Source organism: Nonomuraea candida (genome assembly GCF_000725485.1).
Taxonomy (GTDB): Bacteria; Actinomycetota; Actinomycetes; order Streptosporangiales; family Streptosporangiaceae; genus Nonomuraea; species Nonomuraea candida.
On record NZ_JOAG01000005.1, the window covers coordinates 329,833 to 348,129 of the forward strand.

Annotated in this window: 23 protein-coding genes, 1 tRNA gene and 1 riboswitch; of the genes, 12 read left to right on the forward strand and 12 right to left on the reverse strand. The window is 70.8% G+C overall.

Features of this window, described 5'->3' with window-relative positions:
* Nucleotides 1-123: 123 nt before the first annotated feature.
* The 6 genes from IO39_RS50280 to IO39_RS54110 all read right to left on the reverse strand — a co-directional run bounded on the left by IO39_RS50280 (nt 124) and on the right by IO39_RS54110 (nt 5,219).
* On the reverse strand, nt 124-765 hold the full coding sequence (locus tag IO39_RS50280; protein WP_157547897.1) for a DUF6879 family protein: 642 nt from the start codon (nt 763-765) through the stop codon (nt 124-126).
* Nucleotides 766-1,040: 275 nt separating this feature from the next.
* Nucleotides 1,041-2,060 (reverse strand): polyphosphate polymerase domain-containing protein, encoded by a 1,020-nt coding sequence (locus IO39_RS05170; protein ID WP_052422457.1) that lies wholly within the window; start codon nt 2,058-2,060, stop codon nt 1,041-1,043.
* A gap of 39 nt (nt 2,061-2,099) precedes the next feature.
* Entirely contained in the window at nt 2,100-2,639 is a 540-nt protein-coding gene (locus tag IO39_RS05175; RefSeq protein WP_052422458.1) for a DUF4956 domain-containing protein, read from the reverse strand.
* 88 nt (nt 2,640-2,727) lie between these two features.
* The gene (locus IO39_RS05180; protein ID WP_043616621.1) at nt 2,728-3,390 is read right to left on the reverse strand and encodes a response regulator transcription factor; all 663 of its coding nucleotides are present in this window, start codon (nt 3,388-3,390) and stop codon (nt 2,728-2,730) included.
* Entirely contained in the window at nt 3,387-4,796 is a 1,410-nt protein-coding gene (locus IO39_RS05185) for a sensor histidine kinase (RefSeq protein ID WP_043616625.1), read from the reverse strand. The genes IO39_RS05180 and IO39_RS05185 overlap by 4 nt, the downstream gene beginning before the upstream one ends.
* A gap of 12 nt (nt 4,797-4,808) precedes the next feature.
* On the reverse strand, nt 4,809-5,219 hold the full coding sequence (locus tag IO39_RS54110; RefSeq protein WP_157547899.1) for a hypothetical protein: 411 nt from the start codon (nt 5,217-5,219) through the stop codon (nt 4,809-4,811).
* A gap of 160 nt (nt 5,220-5,379) precedes the next feature.
* Here IO39_RS54110 and IO39_RS56615 point away from each other — a divergent pair, with 160 nt between their 5' ends.
* From IO39_RS56615 to IO39_RS05215, 5 genes are read left to right on the forward strand one after another with little or no spacing between them, the layout of a single operon-like run.
* On the forward strand, nt 5,380-6,039 hold the full coding sequence (locus tag IO39_RS56615; protein ID WP_043616629.1) for an ABC transporter permease: 660 nt from the start codon (nt 5,380-5,382) through the stop codon (nt 6,037-6,039).
* A 41-nt stretch (nt 6,040-6,080) separates the two neighbouring features.
* Nucleotides 6,081-7,259, forward strand: a complete 1,179-nt coding sequence (locus tag IO39_RS56620) for an ABC transporter ATP-binding protein (protein ID WP_084772307.1) — start codon at nt 6,081-6,083, stop codon at nt 7,257-7,259.
* A complete protein-coding gene (locus IO39_RS05205) occupies nt 7,256-8,032 on the forward strand; it encodes an ABC transporter permease (protein WP_052422459.1) in 777 nt (258 codons plus the stop codon). Before IO39_RS56620 ends, IO39_RS05205 begins: the two co-directional genes overlap by 4 nt.
* Nucleotides 8,029-9,018 carry a glycine betaine ABC transporter substrate-binding protein gene (locus IO39_RS05210; protein WP_043616634.1) on the forward strand — a complete coding sequence of 330 codons (990 nt, stop codon included), beginning with the start codon at nt 8,029-8,031 and terminating at the stop codon, nt 9,016-9,018. Before IO39_RS05205 ends, IO39_RS05210 begins: the two co-directional genes overlap by 4 nt.
* Nucleotides 9,019-9,059: 41 nt before the next feature.
* Complete coding sequence (locus IO39_RS05215) at nt 9,060-9,911, forward strand: SDR family oxidoreductase (protein ID WP_043616637.1); 852 nt, start codon at nt 9,060-9,062, stop codon at nt 9,909-9,911.
* A 73-nt stretch (nt 9,912-9,984) separates the two neighbouring features.
* On the opposite strand, the gene thiC is transcribed toward IO39_RS05215, so the two are convergent.
* Nucleotides 9,985-11,535, reverse strand: a complete 1,551-nt coding sequence (gene thiC / locus IO39_RS05220; protein ID WP_063765213.1) for a phosphomethylpyrimidine synthase ThiC — start codon at nt 11,533-11,535, stop codon at nt 9,985-9,987.
* Nucleotides 11,528-11,640, reverse strand: a riboswitch (TPP riboswitch). Its footprint overlaps the gene before it by 8 nt.
* Nucleotides 11,641-11,730: 90 nt before the next feature.
* Here thiC and IO39_RS05225 point away from each other — a divergent pair.
* The 3 genes from IO39_RS05225 (at nt 11,731) to IO39_RS05235 (ending at nt 14,130) form a co-directional block, all read left to right on the forward strand.
* On the forward strand, nt 11,731-12,081 hold the full coding sequence (locus IO39_RS05225; RefSeq protein WP_043616640.1) for a hypothetical protein: 351 nt from the start codon (nt 11,731-11,733) through the stop codon (nt 12,079-12,081).
* 13 nt (nt 12,082-12,094) lie between these two features.
* Nucleotides 12,095-12,946 (forward strand): universal stress protein, encoded by an 852-nt coding sequence (locus tag IO39_RS05230; RefSeq protein WP_043616642.1) that lies wholly within the window; start codon nt 12,095-12,097, stop codon nt 12,944-12,946.
* Nucleotides 12,947-13,083: 137 nt separating this feature from the next.
* The gene (locus IO39_RS05235; protein WP_043616645.1) at nt 13,084-14,130 is read left to right on the forward strand and encodes a cellulose binding domain-containing protein; all 1,047 of its coding nucleotides are present in this window, start codon (nt 13,084-13,086) and stop codon (nt 14,128-14,130) included.
* A gap of 106 nt (nt 14,131-14,236) precedes the next feature.
* On the opposite strand, the gene IO39_RS05240 is transcribed toward IO39_RS05235, so the two are convergent.
* Entirely contained in the window at nt 14,237-14,905 is a 669-nt protein-coding gene (locus IO39_RS05240; protein ID WP_043616649.1) for an AIM24 family protein, read from the reverse strand.
* Nucleotides 14,906-15,191: 286 nt separating this feature from the next.
* Nucleotides 15,192-15,578 (reverse strand): response regulator transcription factor, encoded by a 387-nt coding sequence (locus IO39_RS05245; protein ID WP_043616890.1) that lies wholly within the window; start codon nt 15,576-15,578, stop codon nt 15,192-15,194.
* 114 nt (nt 15,579-15,692) lie between these two features.
* Here IO39_RS05245 and IO39_RS05250 point away from each other — a divergent pair.
* Both IO39_RS05250 and IO39_RS54115 read left to right on the forward strand, forming a co-directional pair.
* A tRNA-Arg gene (locus IO39_RS05250) sits at nt 15,693-15,764 on the forward strand.
* Between the two features lie 7 nt (nt 15,765-15,771).
* Nucleotides 15,772-16,065, forward strand: a complete 294-nt coding sequence (locus IO39_RS54115; protein WP_157547901.1) for a hypothetical protein — start codon at nt 15,772-15,774, stop codon at nt 16,063-16,065.
* On the opposite strand, the gene IO39_RS54120 is transcribed toward IO39_RS54115, so the two are convergent.
* The gene (locus IO39_RS54120; protein ID WP_157547903.1) at nt 16,039-16,209 is read right to left on the reverse strand and encodes a hypothetical protein; all 171 of its coding nucleotides are present in this window, start codon (nt 16,207-16,209) and stop codon (nt 16,039-16,041) included. The two genes, IO39_RS54115 and IO39_RS54120, sit on opposite strands and share 27 nt — an antisense overlap.
* 283 nt (nt 16,210-16,492) lie before the next feature.
* Between IO39_RS54120 and IO39_RS05260 the strand changes: the two genes are divergently transcribed.
* Both IO39_RS05260 and cyaB read left to right on the forward strand, forming a co-directional pair.
* On the forward strand, nt 16,493-16,711 hold the full coding sequence (locus IO39_RS05260) for a hypothetical protein (RefSeq protein ID WP_043616655.1): 219 nt from the start codon (nt 16,493-16,495) through the stop codon (nt 16,709-16,711).
* Nucleotide 16,712: 1 nt separating this feature from the next.
* On the forward strand, nt 16,713-17,267 hold the full coding sequence (cyaB, locus tag IO39_RS05265; protein WP_043616660.1) for a class IV adenylate cyclase: 555 nt from the start codon (nt 16,713-16,715) through the stop codon (nt 17,265-17,267).
* Here cyaB and IO39_RS05270 read toward each other — a convergent pair.
* Nucleotides 17,264-18,061: an endonuclease/exonuclease/phosphatase family protein gene (locus IO39_RS05270; RefSeq protein ID WP_052422460.1), complete on the reverse strand. Its 798-nt coding sequence runs from the start codon at nt 18,059-18,061 to the stop codon at nt 17,264-17,266. The genes cyaB and IO39_RS05270 overlap by 4 nt on opposite strands.
* A 9-nt stretch (nt 18,062-18,070) precedes the next feature.
* A partial coding sequence (locus tag IO39_RS55900) for a hypothetical protein (RefSeq protein ID WP_043616663.1) occupies nt 18,071-18,297 on the reverse strand: 227 nt, incomplete at its 5' end.

The window sequence follows — 18,297 nt, forward strand, 5'->3', positions numbered from 1 at the left end:
CGGAGCAGGGCCGAAGGGAATCAGGCGGTCACGCGAGGGGACGGAAGGGGCACGATTCCTCGGATCACCACGAGCAGAACGCTCACCTGTACCGGACGGCCACCGGAGCAGGGCCGAAGGGAGTCAGGCGGTCACGCGAGGGGATGGCAGGGGCACGATCTCCCGTTCGTAGTAGGCCCGGAACTCCTCGCCCGTGGCGAACAGCTTGTCGAGCTCCCCCTGGCAGGCCACGATCACCTCGCGGTCGTCGATCCGCCGCGCCCCGCTGTGCCTCCCCGACTCGTCGTACGTCACCTCGTACATCACCCTCGTACCGAGCACGACCAGCTCCGGCAGCCGCCGTCCGACCTCCAGCTCGGCCACCTCCCCCGCGTCGAGGACCCGCACCTGTTCCGCCGCCCTCACCCTCATCGCCAGCACGTGCATCTCCCACTGCAGATAGGGCGTGACCGGCTGCTCGACGATCCTGATCCGCCGCCGGGGCACGCTCACGACCTGCCGCCCACCCCCGCCCGCGCCCTCGCGCCCACCCGGGCCCCCGCTATCGCCCGCGTGCCCGTTCCCGGCCGTGCCCTCGCTCATGACCGCGAGCCCCTGGCCGTCGTCGATCAGCTTGAGTGAGCGTTCCCATTCGGCATCGAGCAGCGCGGTCCAGCCGGGCTCGCCCGGATCGCGGAAGCTCTGGGTGCGTTCGAGCTTCCAGAAGACGTCGTCGATCCTGCGGAAGTTCGGCCAGAAGTCATCCAGGTACTCATCCGCACTCAACAGGACGCCCGGTATCTCATGAAGGCGCTCAAGCATCGGGAAATCCCTCTTTGCCGGAAGCAGCCTGCTTCCACCGACCGACCACCAAGCGTCACATCCCGGCTGACCACACTCTCGGCAAGCACTCGCTACTCACTGTTACAGGTCTATTCCCCTGCTTATCACCGCGAAGCGTCTCGGGTCGAGTTTTCGCAGGTCAACCCCGGTCAGGTCGATCCGGTTCACCGGGGCCACCCCGTCCGCGGCCCCGCGCCGCACTCACCTCCGCCATCGATTCACCGACGCCACTGAGATCCACGGGCACCGGTCGGTTCACCGTGGTCACCCCGCCCGCCGGCACCACTCCACCCGCCAGTGCCGCCCCACCCACCGTTGCCGCTCCACCCCCCAGGGCCGCTCCACCCGCCAGTGCCGCGCCACCCGCCAGTGCCGCCCCATCCACCGGTGCCGCCCCATCCACCGGTGCCGCCCCACCCGGCCGTCCGGCCGGGGGCGTGGCCGTGGGAGGCCGGGCGGCGCGGGGACGGGCGGTGGGCCAGGTAGCGGTGGAGCACCGGGTGCCACCGGTTGGCGGGCAGGTCGCGGAGGGCGGCGACCGCGAGGCAGTATTTGCTCACGCTCACCGGCCGCACCCCCATCTCGCGAAGCAGCCGGTCGATCAGAGCCTTCCCACCGGCCGACTTCGACTCCAGCAGCACCATGTCCCCGCGCGCCGGCGTGCTGCCGCGCCCGTCGCGGCAGATCAGCCCGGTGTCGCAGGTCAGCCGGGCCCCGCCGGAGCGGTCGATGAGGGTCACGCGTCTGTAGTCGGTGGCCAGCACCGGCTCCAGCCGCTCGGGCGCGATCAGGTGCAGCTCACTGAGCAGCGTGTCGTGCACGAAGTCGAGCGCCTGAGGGGTGAGCGTCTGGCTGGGCGCGTCGTCGTAGGGGATGCGGTGCTTGTCGGTGCTGCCCCGCGCCCCGCTCAGCTTGAGCTCCAGCCACTGCCCGCCCCCGTCGAGGTAGGTGCGGGTGCGCAGCTTGAACCTGCGCCGCCGGTCCTGCCGATGCTGGCGGTAGGTGAGCAGGTCGGGGGTGTCGAAGTAGGTGGAGGTGTAGCGGAACTGCCGCCGGCCCCCGATCTGCAACGCCAGGAACCGGTCGCCCAGCTCTCCCGCGAGCCGCGCCATGGTCGAGGAGGTCACGATGTATTTGCGGTCGACCCGGCTCATCAGCTCCGGCACGTCCTCCAGCCCGAGCGGCGGCATCGTGGCGGCCACCCCCGCCATCAGCGCGTCGGCGTAGAGCTCAGCCATCGGCACACCCCCACAGCACTCTCATCCGGTGATGCCGCGTCATCGCACACCGGCCCGCGCGTTCGGCACCACGTAGCGGACGTCGACGACGGTCACGTCGCGTACGTAGTCGATCTGCGTGACCACGCACTGCACCACCCGCGCCCGCAACCGGCTCTCCAGGTCCACCCGCAGCAGCTCGGGGTCGGCGTGCACGACGTCGAGCGTCACGACCTGGTGGCGCGTGCGGCCGAGCAGCCCGGGATGGTCGGCGACGAACATCACCACCAGCAGCACGCAGTTGAGCAGCAACGCGGTCAGCGGCCACGCGCCGGCGATGCCGTTGACCAGGCCCAGCACGATCGCCACGAAGTAGTAGGCGATCTCCTGCTGGGTGATCTCGTTGGACCGCAGCCGGATGATCGACAACACCCCGAACAACCCGAACCCGACGGCGATGTCCACCCGCTGGACCAGCAGCAGCGACACGACCGCGAAAATGCCCACGTTGAGCGCGACGTAGGCGAAGAGCAGGTCGCGCCGATGGTGGCGCCGGTAGTAGAGGCCGTAGGCGAGCACGACGATCGCCACGAGGTCCATCGCGAGTCCGGTTATCACAACCGCTCCTTCCGTAGTGTTCCTGATGAACAGCTTGGCGGTGGGGGGTGAAGCGGTGGTGAGCTGATGATTAGGCCACTCTCATCCGGTAGCCGGTGCCCCGGACGGTCTCGATCCGGTCGGCGCCGATCTTGCGGCGCAGGTAGCGCACGTAGACGTCGACCACGTTGGAGCCGGGGTCGAAGTCGAAGCCCCAGACGTGGCTGAGCAGCTGCTCGCGCGTCAGCACCTGGTCGGGATGGCGGCAGAAGATCTCCGCCAGCGCGAACTCCCTGGTGGACAGGTCGACCGCCCGGTCGCCCACGTAGGCCCGCCGGGTGCGCAGGTCGAGCGACAGGTCGGAGACGCGCAGCACGGTCACCTCGGGGGTGCGGTCGGCCCGCAGCCGCAGCCGCACCCTGGCCAGCAGCTCCTCGAAGGCGAAGGGCTTGGCGATGTAGTCGTCGGCGCCGCCCTCCAGCCCCGCCACGGTGTCGCTCACGCTGTCGCGCGCCGTCAGGATGATCACGGGAATGGTCACCATGGCCCCCCGCAACCGCCGCAACACGGTGAACCCGTCGCTCAGCGGCAGCCCGATGTCCAGGATGAGCAGATCGAACCCGCCCGTGCTGGCCAGGTCGTACGCCGCCATGCCGTCGCCCACGACAGCGGTCACGAAGCCGTTGGCCCGCAGCCCCTTCTCCACGAAGGACGCGATTCTGGCCTCGTCCTCGGCGATCAGAATCCGGTTCACCCGATCCTCCACAGCTCCCATAGCGGAAGAGACATGACAAAACACGCCCCGCCGCCGGGGGCCTCCGTCACCTTCACGGTGCCTCCGTGGGCTTGGGCGATGGATCTGACGATGGCCAGCCCCAGGCCGGCCCCGTCGTGGGCGCCGGTGCGGCCCGCGCCGCGCACGAACCGGCCGAAGATGCGCTCGCGCTCGGCCGGCGCCACCCCGGGGCCGCTGTCGCGCACCCACAGCTCGACCCGGCCGTCGCGGACGGCGGAGCCGACGGCGATCAGGTCGCCGTCGGTGGTGTGGCGCACGGCGTTGGCCACGAGCTGCATGAGCGCCTGCGTGAGCCGCTGCCGGTCGGCGGGCAGGCGCGCCTCGGCCACCTCGTCGACCCGCCACTGGCGCTCGCCGAGCGCGCGGGCCTTGGCGACCACGCTGACCGTGAGGTCGGCCAGCTCGACGTGGTCGAGCGCCAGGAAGCCCGGCTGCTCGGACTTGGCCAGGGTGAGCAGGTCGTCGACGATGCGGTTCATCCGGTCGAGCTCGTCGGTGACCAGGGCGAGGGTCTCGGCCCGGTCGTCGGGGTCGTCGCCCATGAGCTCCAGGTGCCCCCGGATGACGGTGATGGGGGTGCGCAGCTCGTGCCCGGCGTCGTCCATGAAGTGCCGCTGCACGACGAAGGCCTTCTCGAGCCGGTCGAGCATGTGGTTGAACGTCGCCGCGAGCGCCGCCACGTCGTCGTCGCCCGGCACGTCGAGCCGCCGCGTCAGGTCGGAGGAGTCGCTGATCTGCTCCGCCGTCTGGCGGACCAGCCGGACCGGCGCCAGCACCTGCCCAGCCACCAGCCAGCCGACCACCCCCGACAGCCCCAGCGCCGCGAGCGCGGCCAGCCCGAGCACCCGCACCGCGTCGACGATGTCGTCACGGTGCAGGTCGTAGAAATGCGCGACCACTAAGTGGCCGCGCCCCGGATCGCCGGCCACGGAGACCGGGATCACCGCGTACTGGACCGTTCCCCTGGCGGTCTCCATCTCCCGGCGCTCGGGCTTGGTCACCGTGGCCATCCGCGCCACCAGCGCCTCGTCGGTGTCGATGCGGACGGGCGGCTCGATCGCGGAGACCTTGCTGGCCTTGCCGTCGACGATGCTGAAGAACGTCTCCCATCGGTCGGGCACGTTGAGCTGCAGATAGCTGGTCAGCATGCTCTCGACGTCGGTGACCGGCTGCCCGGTCTCCGGGTTGTAGGGCCGCTGGGCGTATTCGCGGAGCTTCTTCACCTCGTTGTCAAGCTCGGAGTCCATCCGGTCGTCGAGCCGGGTGAGCAGGAAGGACCAGGTCACGGAGATGGCGACGGACAGGGCGAGGCCCACGACGGCGAGCATCCAGCCCACGATCCGGGCACGGGCGCTCACCCGCATGTGCGCTTCTCATCAGTCATCGCCGTCATCGTCACCATCATTGTCGTCGTCGTCATCGTCACCGCCCCCGGGGCGCGGGGAAAGCGGTTTGACCGGCTCGGCCTTCGTCTTGCGCGCCGTCGGCCGCTCGCTCGCGCCCGGCTCGGCCCCCATGGAGGGCGACGCGCCGGCGCCCGGCGACGTCTCCCCCCGCCGCGTGGGCTCGGCCCCGCCCTCCGCACCGGGCGAGGACGCGGACGCGGATGCGGATGAGGACGAGGAAGGAGGCGCGGGCGAGCCCGGCGACGACGAGGACGCCGGCGAGACCACGACGGGCCCGCCGAGATCAGGCTCGTCACCGGCCGCGCGCACCAGCCCGACGGAGGCGATGCCGGCCGCCGAGGCCACCAGCACGAGGAGGAGCACCGTTCCCCGATGTTTCATGGGTCCGACCCTGACTCCTTTCGAGGAGACCACCCTGAAGCCCAGATGAGAAACCTCTCATCTCCAACCGTCCCATCCCACCGCGAACCCCTGCCACCCGCTGTGACACAAGTGACCTGTGAGGCGTTTGAGCTGGGAGAACACGGTTAAGTCTCAAGGGATGAACCTGTGGGAGTACGTCGGGGAACGATGGGACCTCATCGTCTTCGAGACAGTGCAGCACGCGAGCATGGTCGCCCAGTGCGTCCTGATCGCCGCCGTGCTCGGCGTGCTCATCGGCGTGGCCACCTACCGCCGCCCCAGGCCCTCGGCCCTGGCCACGGCCGTGGCGGGCGTGCTGTTCACGATCCCGTCGCTGGCCATGCTCGGCCTGCTGATCCCCCCACTCGGCCTCGGCGTGGCCCCGAGCGTGACCGCGATCGTCCTGTACGCGCTGCTGCCCATCATCCGCAACACCGTCGTCGGCCTGCGCGGCGTCGACCCCCTGCTGGTGGACGCCGCCCGCGGCCTCGGCATGAGCCGCGGCAGGTCGCTCACCAGGGTCGAGCTGCCGCTGGCCTGGCCGGTGATCCTGACCGGCATCCGGGTCGCCACGCAGCTCGCCATGGGCATCGGCGCCGTCGCCGCCTACGTCTCGGGCCCCGGGCTCGGCGAGCAGATCTTCTCGGGGCTGGCCAGGCTGGGCGGCGCGAACGCCGTCAACGCCACGCTCACCGGCACGCTCGGGGTGGCCATCCTCGCGCTGCTGTTCGACGGCTTCTTCGTGCTGCTGGGCCGGTTCACCACGCCCGGCGGGCGGCTGGGAGGTGCCCGTGCCTGACCGGCCCACCGGCGGCGTCCCGATCGAGCTGGGAGGTGCCCGTGCCTGACCGGCCCACCGGCGGCGTGCCGATCGAGCTGCGCAAGGTCACCAAGGCGTTCCCCGGCGGCGGCGAGCCCGCCGTACAGGAGCTCGACCTCGACATCCCGGCCGGCGAGATCGTGGTCCTGCTCGGCCCGTCCGGGTGCGGCAAGACCACCACCATGCGCATGATCAACCGGCTGATCGAGCCCACCTCGGGCGACATCCTCATCGGCGGCCAGAACTCCCGCGACATCGACCCCGACCGGCTGCGCAGGCACATCGGCTACGTGATCCAGCAGGCCGGCCTGTTCCCCCACATGACCGTGGCCGCCAACATCGCCCAGGTGCCGAAGCTGCTCGGCTGGGACCGGCGGCGCATCGCCGAGCGCGTGGACGAGCTGCTCACGCTGGTGGGCCTGGAGCCGGAGACCTACCGCGACACCTATCCGCGCCGGCTGTCCGGCGGGCAGCAGCAGCGCGTCGGCGTGGCCAGGGCGCTGGCCGCCGACCCGCCCGTGCTGCTGATGGACGAGCCGTTCGGCGCCCTCGACCCGATCAGCCGCGAGCGCATCCAGGACGAGCTGCTCCGCCTCCAGGACGAGCTGGCCAAGACGATCGTCTTCGTCACCCACGACGTGGACGAGGCCCTCAAGATCGGCGACCACATCGCGATCATGCAGCGCCCGGGCCACGTCGTGCAGTACGCCAGACCGGCCGAGATCCTCACCAACCCGGCCAGCGAATACGTCGAGCAGTTCCTCGGCGGCGGCTCCTCCATGCGCCTGCTGCGCCTGACCAAGGTCGGCGACATCGAGCTGGACGAGGTGCCGTACGCGACCGAGGACACCGACACGGGCGACCTGCTGGCCGACATCGAGCGCGACGGCCGCGGCTACGCGCTGGTCCTCGACGGGATGCGCCGCCCGCTCAGCTGGGTGGGCCCGGGCGACCTCCAAGGCCGCACCGGCCCGGTCGGGGTGGCCGGCGACCCCGTCACGGCCTCCATCGGCCACCGGATGACCCTCCAGGACGCCCTGGAGACGCTGCTCAACGCCGACACCGACGTGGTGCCCGTGCTGGGCAGGCGGCAGGCGTACACCGGGGCGCTGTCGCTGGGCACGGTGCAGAGCGCGATCGCCGCCATCAAGGCGCGCGAGCGCGAGCGCCGGCTGCGCAGGGGCGAGGCGGTCCGTTGACGGTCGAGACCGCCGCCGCCAAGGAGGAGACCCGGCCGGAGCCGAACATCGGGCGGTCGTGGCACGTGGTCCTGCCGCCGCTGTGCTACCTGGCCGTGGGCGTGGCGATGGTGGCGTACACGCGGGCCGTGCCGCTCGACAGCATCGAGAGCGGCTCGCTCGACCTGCCGTTCGTGCTGCGCCGCACGTGGGAGCACATCAGGCTGGTCTTCTTCTCGACCGTGCTGGTGCTGGCGGTGGCGCTGCCGCTGGGCGTGCTGCTGACCCGGCGCGCGCTGCGCCGGGCCACGCCGCTGGTGCTGTCGCTGGTCAACCTGGGCCAGGCCATCCCGTCGGTGGGCATGGTGGTGCTGCTGGCGGTGCTGTTCCAGATCGGGTTCTGGACGGCGGTGGCGGCGCTGTTCGCCTACAGCCTGCTGCCCACGCTGCGCAACACGATGGTGGGCATCGAGCAGGTGGACCCGCGGCTGGTGGACGCGGGGCGGGGCATCGGCATGTCGGCGGCCGGGGTGCTGTTCAAGGTGGAGCTGCCGATGGCGGCGCCGGTCATCCTGTCCGGCGTGCGCACGACGCTGGTGCTGAACGTGGGCACGGCGGGCATCGCGGCGTTCATCGGGGCGGGCGGGCTCGGCGACCTCATCACCGCGGGCGTCAGCACGCAGCGCAACCTCGTCCTGGTCACCGGCTGCGTGCTGATCGCGGTGCTGGCGCTGCTCCTCGACTGGCTGGGCGGGCTCGCGCAGCGCCTCCTGTCGCCGAAGGGCCTGTCGTGAGAGCGGTCAGGACGGTGCTCGCCGCGGTGCTCCCGCTCGCCGCAGTGCTCCCGCTCGCCGCCTTGGCCGCCTGCGGCCTGCGGCCCGCCTCCTCGTTCGTGCCGCCGGTCGAGCCGGGCAGCATCCGGCCGGTGCCCGGGCTGGAGGGCGCGACGGTGCGGGTGACGTCCAAGGAGTTCACCGAGCAGCTCGTGCTCGGCAAGATCGCGGTGCTCGCGCTCACCGCGGCCGGCGCCGACGTGGCCGACCAGACCAACGTGCAGGGCAGCGTGAACGCCCGCGCCTCGCTGACCAGGGGCGACGCCGACCTGATGTGGGAGTACACCGGCACCGGCTGGATCACCTACCTCGGCCGGACCGACCCCATCCCCGACCCGCGCCGCCAGTACGACGCCGTACGCGACCTCGACCTGCGCAGGAACGGCATCGTCTGGCTGCCGCCCGCCCCGCTGAACAACACCTACGCCCTCGGCGTCACGCGCGCCACGGCCGAGAGGTACGGCCTGACGAAGATCTCCGACCTGACGAAGATCCCGGTGGCGCGGCGCACGTTCTGCGTCGACCACGAGACCTTCGGCCGGGACGACGGCTTCCTCGGCATGCTCAGGGCCTACGGCCTGACGTACGGCGGCAACGAGATCCCGAGGGGGAACGTGCGGCGGTTGTCGGTCGGCGTGCTCTACAACTCGGTCGCCGGCGGGCAGTGCACGCTGGGCCTGATCACCACCACCGACGGCCGCGTCAAGGCGCTCGGCCTGGTCCTGCTGGAGGACGACCGGCACTTCTTCCCGCTCTACAACGCCGCCGTCACCCTGCGCCGCCCGGTCGCCGGCGCCCACCCGGAGATCGCCCGCATCTTCGCCCCCATCAGCGCCCGGCTCACCGACGACGTGATGCGCGAGCTGAACGCCCAGGTGGACGTGGAGGGCGGCACTCCGGCGCTGGTCGCGCGCGACTGGCTCAGGTCACAGGGTTTCGTGAAATAGCCGGGGCGTTAGGCATACCGGATCACGGGCAGGCCGCTGACATGTCGCAAACACCACCAGCCCAGAACCAGCCCTACCCCGGCCGTACGGGCGAGATGAGCCCCGAGCCGCGTGACGAGATGCGCGACTACGAGGGCAGGAACCTGCTGGCCGGCAAGAAGACCCTGATCACCGGCGGTGACTCGGGCATCGGCCGGGCGGTCGCCGTGGCCTTCGCCAAGGAGGGGGCGGACGTCGCGATCGCGTACCTCAACGAGCACGAGGACGCCGCCCACACCCGCAAGCTGGTCGAGGCGGCCGGGCGGCGCTGCGTGCTGCTGCCCGGCGACCTGGCCGACGCCGCCCACTGCGCGTCCGTGGTCGAGCAGGCCGTGTCGGAGCTGGGCGGCCTGGACGTGCTGGTGAACAACGTGGCCTTCCAGCAGCCGGTGAACGGCCTGGAGGAGCTGACCGACGAGCAGTGGGAGCGCACGTTCGCGGTCAACATCCACAGCTACTACCGGGTCACGAAGGCCGCGCTCGCGCACCTGCGCGAGGGCGCGGCCATCGTGAACACCTCCTCGATCAACGGCCTGCGCGGCAACAAGACGCTCATCGACTACGCCGCCACCAAGGGCGCCATCAACGCCTTCACCTACTCCATGGCCCAGAACCTGGTCGAACGGGGCATCCGAGTCAACGCCGTCGCGCCGGGGCCGGTGTGGACGCCGCTGATCCCGGCCACGATGCCGGAGGAGAAGGTGGAGAAGTTCGGCGGGCAGGTGCCGATGGGGCGCCCGGCCGACCCGGACGAGATCGCCCCGTCATACGTGTTCTTCGCCTCCGATCGGCTGTCGTCGTACTACACGGGCGAGATCCTGGCCCCGATCGGCGGCGAGACGCTGCCCGGCTAGGCCCCAGGTGGCCGCCGGGACACCGCCCGCTCAGACCTCCTCCACGTAGAGGTTGCCGCCGAGACGCCCCCGGTCAGACCTCCTCCACGTACAGGTTGCCGCCGAGACGCCGGAACTCGGCGGCCTTCTCCGCGTAGCCCGCGTCCCTGATCTCGTGGCTGATCCGCATCGAGCAGAACTTCGGCCCGCACATCGAGCAGAAGTGCGCGGTCTTGGCCGGCGCGGCGGGCAGCGTCTCGTCGTGGAACGAGCGCGCGGTGTCGGGGTCGAGCGACAGGTCGAACTGGTCCTCCCAGCGGAACTCGAAGCGCGCGTCGGACAGCGCGTCGTCCCACGCCTGCGCCTGCGGGTGCCCCTTGGCCAGGTCGGCGGCGTGCGCGGCGATCTTGTACGTGATGACGCCCGTCTTGACGTCGTCCTTGTCCGGCAGCCCCAGGTGCTCCTTGGGGGTGACGTAGCAGAGCATGGCGGTGCCGTACCAGCCGATCATGGCGGCCCCGATGCCCGAGGTGATGTGGTCGTAGCCGGGCGCGACGTCCGTCACGAGCGGGCCGAGCGTGTAGAACGGCGCGTCGTCGCAGAGCTCGCGCTGGAGGTCGACGTTCTCCTTGATCTTGTGCATGGGCACGTGCCCGGGGCCCTCGATCATCACCTGGACGTCGTGCTCGCGGGCGATCGCGGTCAGCTCGCCCAGCGTGCGCAACTCGGCGAACTGCGCCTCGTCGTTGGCGTCGGCGATCGACCCGGGCCGCAGCCCGTCGCCGAGCGAGAACGACACGTCGTAGCGGGCCAGGATCTCGCACATCTCGGCGAAGTTCTCGTACAGGAAGCTCTCGCGGTGGTGCGCCAGGCACCAGGCGGCCATGATCGAGCCGCCGCGCGAGACGATCCCGGTCTTGCGCCCGGCCGTGAGCGGCACGTACGCCAGCCGCACGCCCGCGTGCACGGTCACGTAGTCGACGCCCTGCTCGCACTGCTCGATCAGCGTGTCGCGGTAGACCTCCCACGACAGCAGCTCGGGACGGCCCTTGACCTTCTCCAGCGCCTGGTAGATGGGCACCGTGCCGACCGGGACCGGCGAGTTGCGCAGGATCCACTCGCGGGTCTCGTGGATGTCGGCGCCGGTGGACAGGTCCATGATGGTGTCGGCGCCCCACCGGGTGGCCCAGGTCATCTTCTCGACCTCCTCCTCGATGGAGGAGGTGACGGCGGAGTTGCCGATGTTGGCGTTGATCTTCACGAGGAAGTTGCGGCCGATGATCATCGGCTCCGTCTCGGGGTGGTTGACGTTCGCGGGGATGATGGCCCGGCCGGCGGCGACCTCCTGGCGGACGAACTCCGCCGTGACGCCCTCGCGCACCGCCACGAACTCCATCTCCTCGGTCACCACGCCGCGCCGGGCGCAGCCGACCTGCGTGACCGGCCGGCCCGCCGCGCGCCGCGCGCGGATCCACGGCTCGCGCCGCCGCGGCAGGCCCCGCTGCAGGTCGGGCTCGTAGGCGGGGTCGGTGTAGGGGCCCGAGGTGTCGTACAGCGTCACCGCCGAGCCGTTCGACAGCCGCACCTGGCGCATGGGCACCCGCAGGTCACCGCTGTAGATCTTGGAAAAGCGCGCGTCGCTCATCGCGCAAACTCCCTTCGCCGGCATTATCCGGAGCAGGTTCTGGCGGTCGGCGGCTGGCAGCCGTCCTCTCAGCCCGGTCTCCACCGGGCTCCCGCGTTGGTCGGCGGTGATCGTACCCACGCTCCCCCCGCTTCGAAACCCGCGCGCCGAGGTTTGACGATCGCCGTCAGCGGTACGGTCCCCATCAGGGGAAACATGAAGAAATTCGCCGCTGTCATCGGACTGCTCGTCATGATGACCGCCTCCGGCGCCACCGCCGCCGCCGGGGACGGCATGGAGCAGCACGAGGTGAGCCAGGAGCAGTTCGACATCCTGCTCGCCCAGTGCCGCTACGCCGACACGGGGAAGGCGAAATGCCGCGCGGCGGTCAGAGAGAGATACCGCGTCGGCAGGACGGACACGAGCCTCGACTGCCGGACGTTCTCCGGCGTGACCGTCTGCGGCACGCTCAAACTCAGCAGGGCCGAGCGCGCGTGCACCCGCGACTCCGAGGCGGCGGGGATGTCGTTCCGCCGGGCCGAGGTGGAGTGCTACACGCTGTCCTGAGGAGCTGGGGACGTTGATCATCGTAGGCGTGGACGGCTCCCGTACCGGCCTGGAGGCGGCCGGCTGGGCCGCGTCGGAGGCGGCGCTGCGCGGGTCGCCGCTGACCGTGGCGCACGCCGTGCCGAAATGGCTGTGCGAGGAGGGCGCCGTCCACCACTACGCCGAGGTCGCCCGGTGGATGCGCGGCGGCGCCGAATCCGTGCTCACCTCCGCCACCGAGCGGATCCGCCGCGACTTCCCGCAGGTGCGCGTCGAGAGCGTGCTGCTGCCCGGCGACCCCCGTTCGGCGCTGCTCAAGGCGTCGGAGGAGGCTGAGCTGCTGGTCGTGGGCAGCGGCGGGATCGGCGGGGTGCGGGGCCTGCTGGTCGGCTCGGTCGCGTACGGGGTCGCCGCCCACGCCCGTACGGACCTCGTCCTCATCCACGAGCCGCCCGAGACCCCGCGCGGCGAGGTGGTCGTGGGCACCGACGGCTCGCGGGGGGCCACGCGGGCGCTGGAGTTCGCCTTCGCCGAGGCCGGGCTGCGGGGCGCGCGGCTGCGTGCCGTGCAGGCGTGGGCCTGGCCCCAGCCCGGCGGCTTCGAGCCGGCCTCGCGGGAGCACGAGCAGGAAACGCTGCGGACGCTGAAGGCGTCGCTTACCCCGCACCGCGAGCGGCATCCCGGGGTGCACGTGGTGGCGGAGGTCGTGCACGGGCACCCCGTGGAGGTGCTCAAGGAGGCGGGCGCGGACGCCGACCTGCTGGTGGTGGGGTCGCGGGGGCACGGGCAGCTCGCGGGGATGCTCATCGGCTCGATCAGCCAGGCCCTCCTCCACCACGCCCCCTGCCCGCTCGCCGTCATCCGCCGGGCGCCGTCCCACGCCTGAGGACCGTCGCCCGCCGGGTGAAAGCCGTTGAAAGTTACATCCGTCCCCGCAGGTGAACGCGGCCGCGATGATCGCCGCCTTCCCACCCGGAGTCGCCGCTCCTACGATCTGCGCAGGCGACGACGGGAGAGCAGACGATGCGCAAGACCGGCTCCGTGCTGGCCCCGCTGGTGGCGCTGGTCGCGCTGGCCGCGGCGGTGTTGTTCGCCACCACCGCCACGGCGGGCGTCGCCGCCACCAGGATCATGCCCCTCGGCGACTCGATCACCGGCTCCCCGGGCTGCTGGCGGGCGCTGCTCTGGAACCGTCTGCAGAACACCGGCCACACGAACATCGACTTCGTCGGCACCCTCCCGCCCCAGGGCTGCGGGGTGGCCCACGACGGCGACAACGAGGGCCACGGCGGCTATCTGGCCACCAACGTGGCCGCCCAGAACCTGCTGCCCGGCTGGCTGTCGGCCACCCGGCCGGACGTCGTGCTGATGCACTTCGGCACCAACGACGTGTGGAGCGACATCGCGCCGGCGACGATCCTGGCCGCGTTCACCACGATGGTCAACCAGATGCGCGCCGCCAACCCCGCCATGAAGATCCTGGTCGCCAAGATCATCCCCATGAACCCGGCCACCTGTGGCGACTGCGCCCAGCGTACGGTGGCCTTCAACAACGCCATCCCCGCCTGGGCCGCGGCCACCACCACCCCGCAGTCGCCGATCACGGTGGTGGACCAGTGGACGGGGTTCAGCACGGGCGCCGACACCTACGACGGGGTGCACCCGAACGCCGCCGGCGACCAGAAGATGGCCGACAAGTGGTACCCGCCGCTGGTCGAGGCCCTCTCCGGCACCGCCACGCCCACCGTCACCACCACGACCCCGCCGCCGGTCGGGGACTGCACGGCCACGTACAGGACGACCGGCCAGTGGCAGGGCGGCTTCCAGGGCGAGGTCACCGTGAAGAACACCGGCACCGCGCCGATGAGCGCGTGGACGGTGGGGTGGACGTACGCCGACGGTCAGCGCATCACCCAGCTCTGGGGCGGCACGCTGAGCGCGAACGGGGCGGCGGTGAGCGTACGCAATGCGGCGTGGAACGGGACGCTGGCGCCGGGCGCCTCGACCACCTTCGGCTTCCTGGCCTCCTGGACCGGCACCAACACCGCCCCGACCCCCACCTGCTCCTGACCTCTGCCCCCGGCCTCCACCCTGGCCCCGGCCTCTGCCCTGGCCCTGGCTCTGGTCCTGGCCCTGGCTCCGGTCCCGGCATCAGTCCCGGCCCCGGCCCCTCAGGTCAGCGGGTGGCGGTCACCACAGGAGCACCCTCACTGGCCTGCACCAGCACGAACCCCTGCCCCCTGAACGCCAGCTGCATGGCCTCGCCACTCCCCCGCCCGATCAACGCCCCGGCCTTCATCGTGCGGTTGACGCCGACCTGCAGCGTCGTGCTCCAGCAGACGGCGGACTGCCCGTCGGCGAACGTCGGCATCCGGGCCGCGTCGAGCAGCACCGGCGTGCCGTGCGTGGTCACCGCCACCCACCCCGTCCCGCTGACCGTGGTGTTGAACAGCCCGCCGGCCGCCATGCCCGCCCCCTGCACCCGCTGGATGTCCCAGGTGAGCTGCGGCTGGAACGCCAGCAGGTTGCGCCCGTTGACCGTGATCCCCTCGTTCTCCAGGTAGAACAGGTGGATGTCGTCGGCGTTGTCGGCCAGGAAGAGCAGCCCCTCACCGCGTACGCGCATCAGCGAGGCGCCCTCGCCGGTCATGGCCTTCTTGAACAGCTTCCCCAGCCCGCCCGAGCCCTCGTAGTCGAAGTCCATCTGCCCCTGGAAGGCCACCATGGACCCCTGCTTGGCCAGCACCTCGTGGGGCAGCTGAACCCGCAGCATCTTACCGTTCTCCAGGGCGAAGCCAGGGGGCAACTGCTGAGGATCGAGGTTACCGAAGACCGAACTACGCACAGTTCTTACCTTTCACTGGGGGTTTGAGACGAAGCATCCTGTACGCGCCCGCCGCGTACGAACCTCCAGGATCGACCCCCTGGCACCCCCCGGCGCCATGACCCGACCCTCCGCACCCGCCCTGCGGCGCCGCCACCACGTCGGCCACGCCGCCCCTTGACGAAGAGCGATACGCCCCAATCCAACCAGGTCCGCCACAGACCCGCGAAGAAACCCCAGCTACCGCCGTACGCACACGAACGCCCCAGCCACCCACCGGGGCCGAAGCCTTGAACCGGCCCCGCCCTCAAGCCCGGGCGCTCTCCGCCAGATCTCGGACGACCTGGATCAGCTCGGCCGGATCGAACGGCTTGGTCAGGTACGCGTCCACCCCGATCCCCAGCCCCCGCATCCTGTCGTCGTCCTGCGCCCTGGCCGTGATGAGCACGACCTTGATGTGGCTGGTGGCCTCATCCGTCCGCAACCGCTGCGCCGTCGTCCACCCGTCCAGGAACGGCATCATCACGTCGAGCGTGATGACATCAGGCATGACGTCGAGCACCCGATCAAGGCAGTCCTGCCCGTCCGTCGCGGTCTCCACCTCGAACCCCTCCAGGTTCAGGTTGACCGCGATGAGCTGCCGGATGACCTCGTCATCGTCCACGACCAGTACTTTCCCAAGAACCTCGCCCACGGGCGCAAAGCTAACCCGTACCGGCCAGGTCACGTGCGGTTTCCCTGGAAGTGTTCAAGGACCTTTATCTGTCCCGAGTGGTCCCCGGAAGCTGATAGCCTTGGGACTCGTTGAGCCCCCTTAGCTCAGGGGATAGAGCACCGGCCTCCGGAGCCGGGTGCGCAGGTTCGAATCCTGCAGGGGGCACACTGTGATGTCTCACGACATCGGAAACCCTCGAACCTACGGGTTCGGGGGTTTTCGTCGTGTTGGGGTTTGCCTGGGGTTGGTAGTCGCGGGCTGGGTCGATGGTCAGCTCGCGCAGGAGTTCTCCGGTGACGGCGTTGGCGACGCGGTGCAGGTCGTCGATCAGGAGAATGACGTGGGTTCGGGCGTGGGTTCGTCCGATGCCGAGGTGGTGGAGCCGGCCGTTGACGCGCAGGGTGACGCCGCCGGAGGCATCGATGCGGTCGTGGCGCAGTCATCTGGCCGCGCTCGTCCTGGGTGAGCGGGTGCGTTCGCCTGCCAGGCGGTGGGCGGCCGGCCCGATGAGTACGGCGATGCCGAGGACGGCGACGCCGGCCAGGGTCCAGCGTCCCCAGTCCGGGATGCTCTCGATGGTCGCCGCGACAGCGGCCCCGGCAATCGCCACCAGAAAGGGGATGAGCCACAGTAATCGGCGTATCCACCGCTGCGCCCAGTGGCCCGAGCGGGGCGGGGCAGGTGGAGGAGTCGCTTCTGCGACTTTGGCCATGCGACGTGCCCTGGCTCCGCCGGCATCATCCGCGCCCACCTGAGCGACCTGCGGCTCGCCGTGCGAGGAGGCTGGGCGGCGTCGCCGGCGGCGCGCTGGAGCCGATGTTCGGCCCCGGCTACACGAACCTGCACGGCCCGCTCGCGGACGTGCAGCCGAACACGATGAGGAACCTCCCAGCATGAGCCAGGCCGCCACCAAGGCCCTGCACCTGGACACGCCCGCGTTCCTGGACCCCGGCTTGGTCCACCCGATGGTCGACGCGGCGCTCGCCGCCCACGACACCGTGATCCACTACACGGAGCCGAACCTGCACCGGCAGACGTGGGAAGACGTTTCCACCGCCCGTCGCCGCCCCCAGTGGATAGGCTCGCCAGGTCACAGCGACAGGGGAGGCTGACGTGACCGGCGAGGTCCAGGAAGTCGAAGTGAAATACCGGGTCGCCGACGTGGGCGCCCTGGAGGCCGAGCTGGAGCGGCGGGGCGCGCGGCTGTCGCCCCCGCTGCGGCAGGACGACCAGGCGTACGCCCAGCCGGGATGGGAGTACGGCCACAGCAAGATCGGGGCGACGTTCGCGCGGATGCGTACCCAGGACGGCCGGCACCTGTTCACCGTCAAGACACCCCTCACGAACGCGATGGCGTGCCTGGAGTACGAGACCGAGGTCGCCGACCGGGAGTCGATGCACCAGGCCATCATGGCGATGGGGTTCCGGCCGACCGTCCGAATCGTCAAGGTGCGACGGACCGCGATGCTGGACGGTATGGCGATCTGCGTGGACGAGGTCGAGCACGCAGGCGACTTCGTGGAGATCGAGCGTACGGTGACCGACGGCCGGTCGGGCACCGACGTGCAGGCCGAGCTGGACACGTTCGCCCGGTCGCTGGGCGTCGAGCTGGAGCGCACCAGCGACACCTACGACTCGCTGGTGCGCGCAGCACTCACGCCGGCCTAGAACAACGCCTCCGGCTCTGCGCCCAGCAGCGACGTGACGGGCAGACGGGTGGCGGGCAGGTCGAGGCGGAGCTCCACCGCCGCGTGGTCGGTCAGCTTCTGCTCGCGGGTTTCATGCAGGTAGGCGCAGCCGCGGACGCGGCCGGTCAGCGCCGCCCCGGTGTGCAGGTAGTCGTAGCAGTAGCCGTCCCCGGTCCGGCCGATCCAGGAGTGCGCCTGAACGCCTGGAGCGCATCGGGCGTGCGCGTCGGTGAGACCGAAGGCGTGCAGGGTCTCCAGGAAAGCGAACTCGAACGGCAAGAATCCGGCGTGGCGGGGCTGATGGTTCTCGGCGATCACGTTGTAGTCGCCGCCCACCACCAGGTGCTCGCGCTCGGCGATGTCGAGCTGTTCGACCGCTTTCAGCAGGGAGACGATGAACTGCTCCTTGCGGATCTTCTTGGACTCGCTGCGGTCACGGCTGGGCACGTACACGCTGACCCACCACGTCCGGGGTGTGGTGTCCAGGCGGGCGGTGGCCACCCGGGCGGGGATGCTGACCTGCCCGAAGTCGGGCTCACCTGCGGTCACCGGAATCCGGCTCACCAGCGCCGCGCCACGGTCGCCGTCATCTGGGGTCTTGACGACGGCATAGCCCGCGCGGCGGAACCGCTCCAGCATCCACGCGGTTCCGGGCCCGGCGCTGGTTTCGGTCAGCAGGATGACGTCGTCGTCACGTGCGGCCAGCCAGCGCAGCAGCAGCTCGGCCCTGTCTGGTCCGGCGGCGCCGATGTTGATGGTCACGGCCCGGAGCATCCGGCCCTCCTACAGGTTGTCGATTCCCGGTGTTTCCGAGGCGTGGGTGAGCATTTCCGCTGCCACCTCGTCCGCGTCGAGCCCTCGGCAGTCGATCCGGACCTGGCGCCAGCCCCGGGCGGCCAGGAACGTGTACGCCTCCTCGTACAGATCGAGTTCGCGCCGCGGCGAGCCGATCTGTTCCAGCCGGGACCATCTGTCACGTCCGGCCAGCCGCTTCTCCAGTTCCTCGGGAG

Bases quoted from the DNA above. Each gene is read 5' to 3' on its own strand.
- IO39_RS05170 (WP_052422457.1), bottom strand. From the start codon at position 2,060: ATGGCTGAGCTCTACGCCGACGCGCTGATGGCGGGGGTGGCCGCCACG.
- IO39_RS05175 (WP_052422458.1), bottom strand. From the start codon at position 2,639: ATGGACCTCGTGGCGATCGTCGTGCTCGCCTACGGCCTCTACTACCGG.
- IO39_RS05185 (WP_043616625.1), bottom strand. From the start codon at position 4,796: ATGCGGGTGAGCGCCCGTGCCCGGATCGTGGGCTGGATGCTCGCCGTC.
- IO39_RS54110 (WP_157547899.1), bottom strand. From the start codon at position 5,219: ATGAAACATCGGGGAACGGTGCTCCTCCTCGTGCTGGTGGCCTCGGCG.
- IO39_RS56615 (WP_043616629.1), top strand. From the start codon at position 5,380: ATGAACCTGTGGGAGTACGTCGGGGAACGATGGGACCTCATCGTCTTC.
- IO39_RS05215 (WP_043616637.1), top strand. From the start codon at position 9,060: ATGTCGCAAACACCACCAGCCCAGAACCAGCCCTACCCCGGCCGTACG.
- thiC (WP_063765213.1), bottom strand. From the start codon at position 11,535: ATGAGCGACGCGCGCTTTTCCAAGATCTACAGCGGTGACCTGCGGGTG.
- IO39_RS05225 (WP_043616640.1), top strand. From the start codon at position 11,731: ATGAAGAAATTCGCCGCTGTCATCGGACTGCTCGTCATGATGACCGCC.
- IO39_RS05235 (WP_043616645.1), top strand. From the start codon at position 13,084: ATGCGCAAGACCGGCTCCGTGCTGGCCCCGCTGGTGGCGCTGGTCGCG.
- IO39_RS54115 (WP_157547901.1), top strand. From the start codon at position 15,772: ATGTCTCACGACATCGGAAACCCTCGAACCTACGGGTTCGGGGGTTTT.
- IO39_RS05260 (WP_043616655.1), top strand. From the start codon at position 16,493: ATGAGCCAGGCCGCCACCAAGGCCCTGCACCTGGACACGCCCGCGTTC.
- IO39_RS05270 (WP_052422460.1), bottom strand. From the start codon at position 18,061: ATGCTCCGGGCCGTGACCATCAACATCGGCGCCGCCGGACCAGACAGG.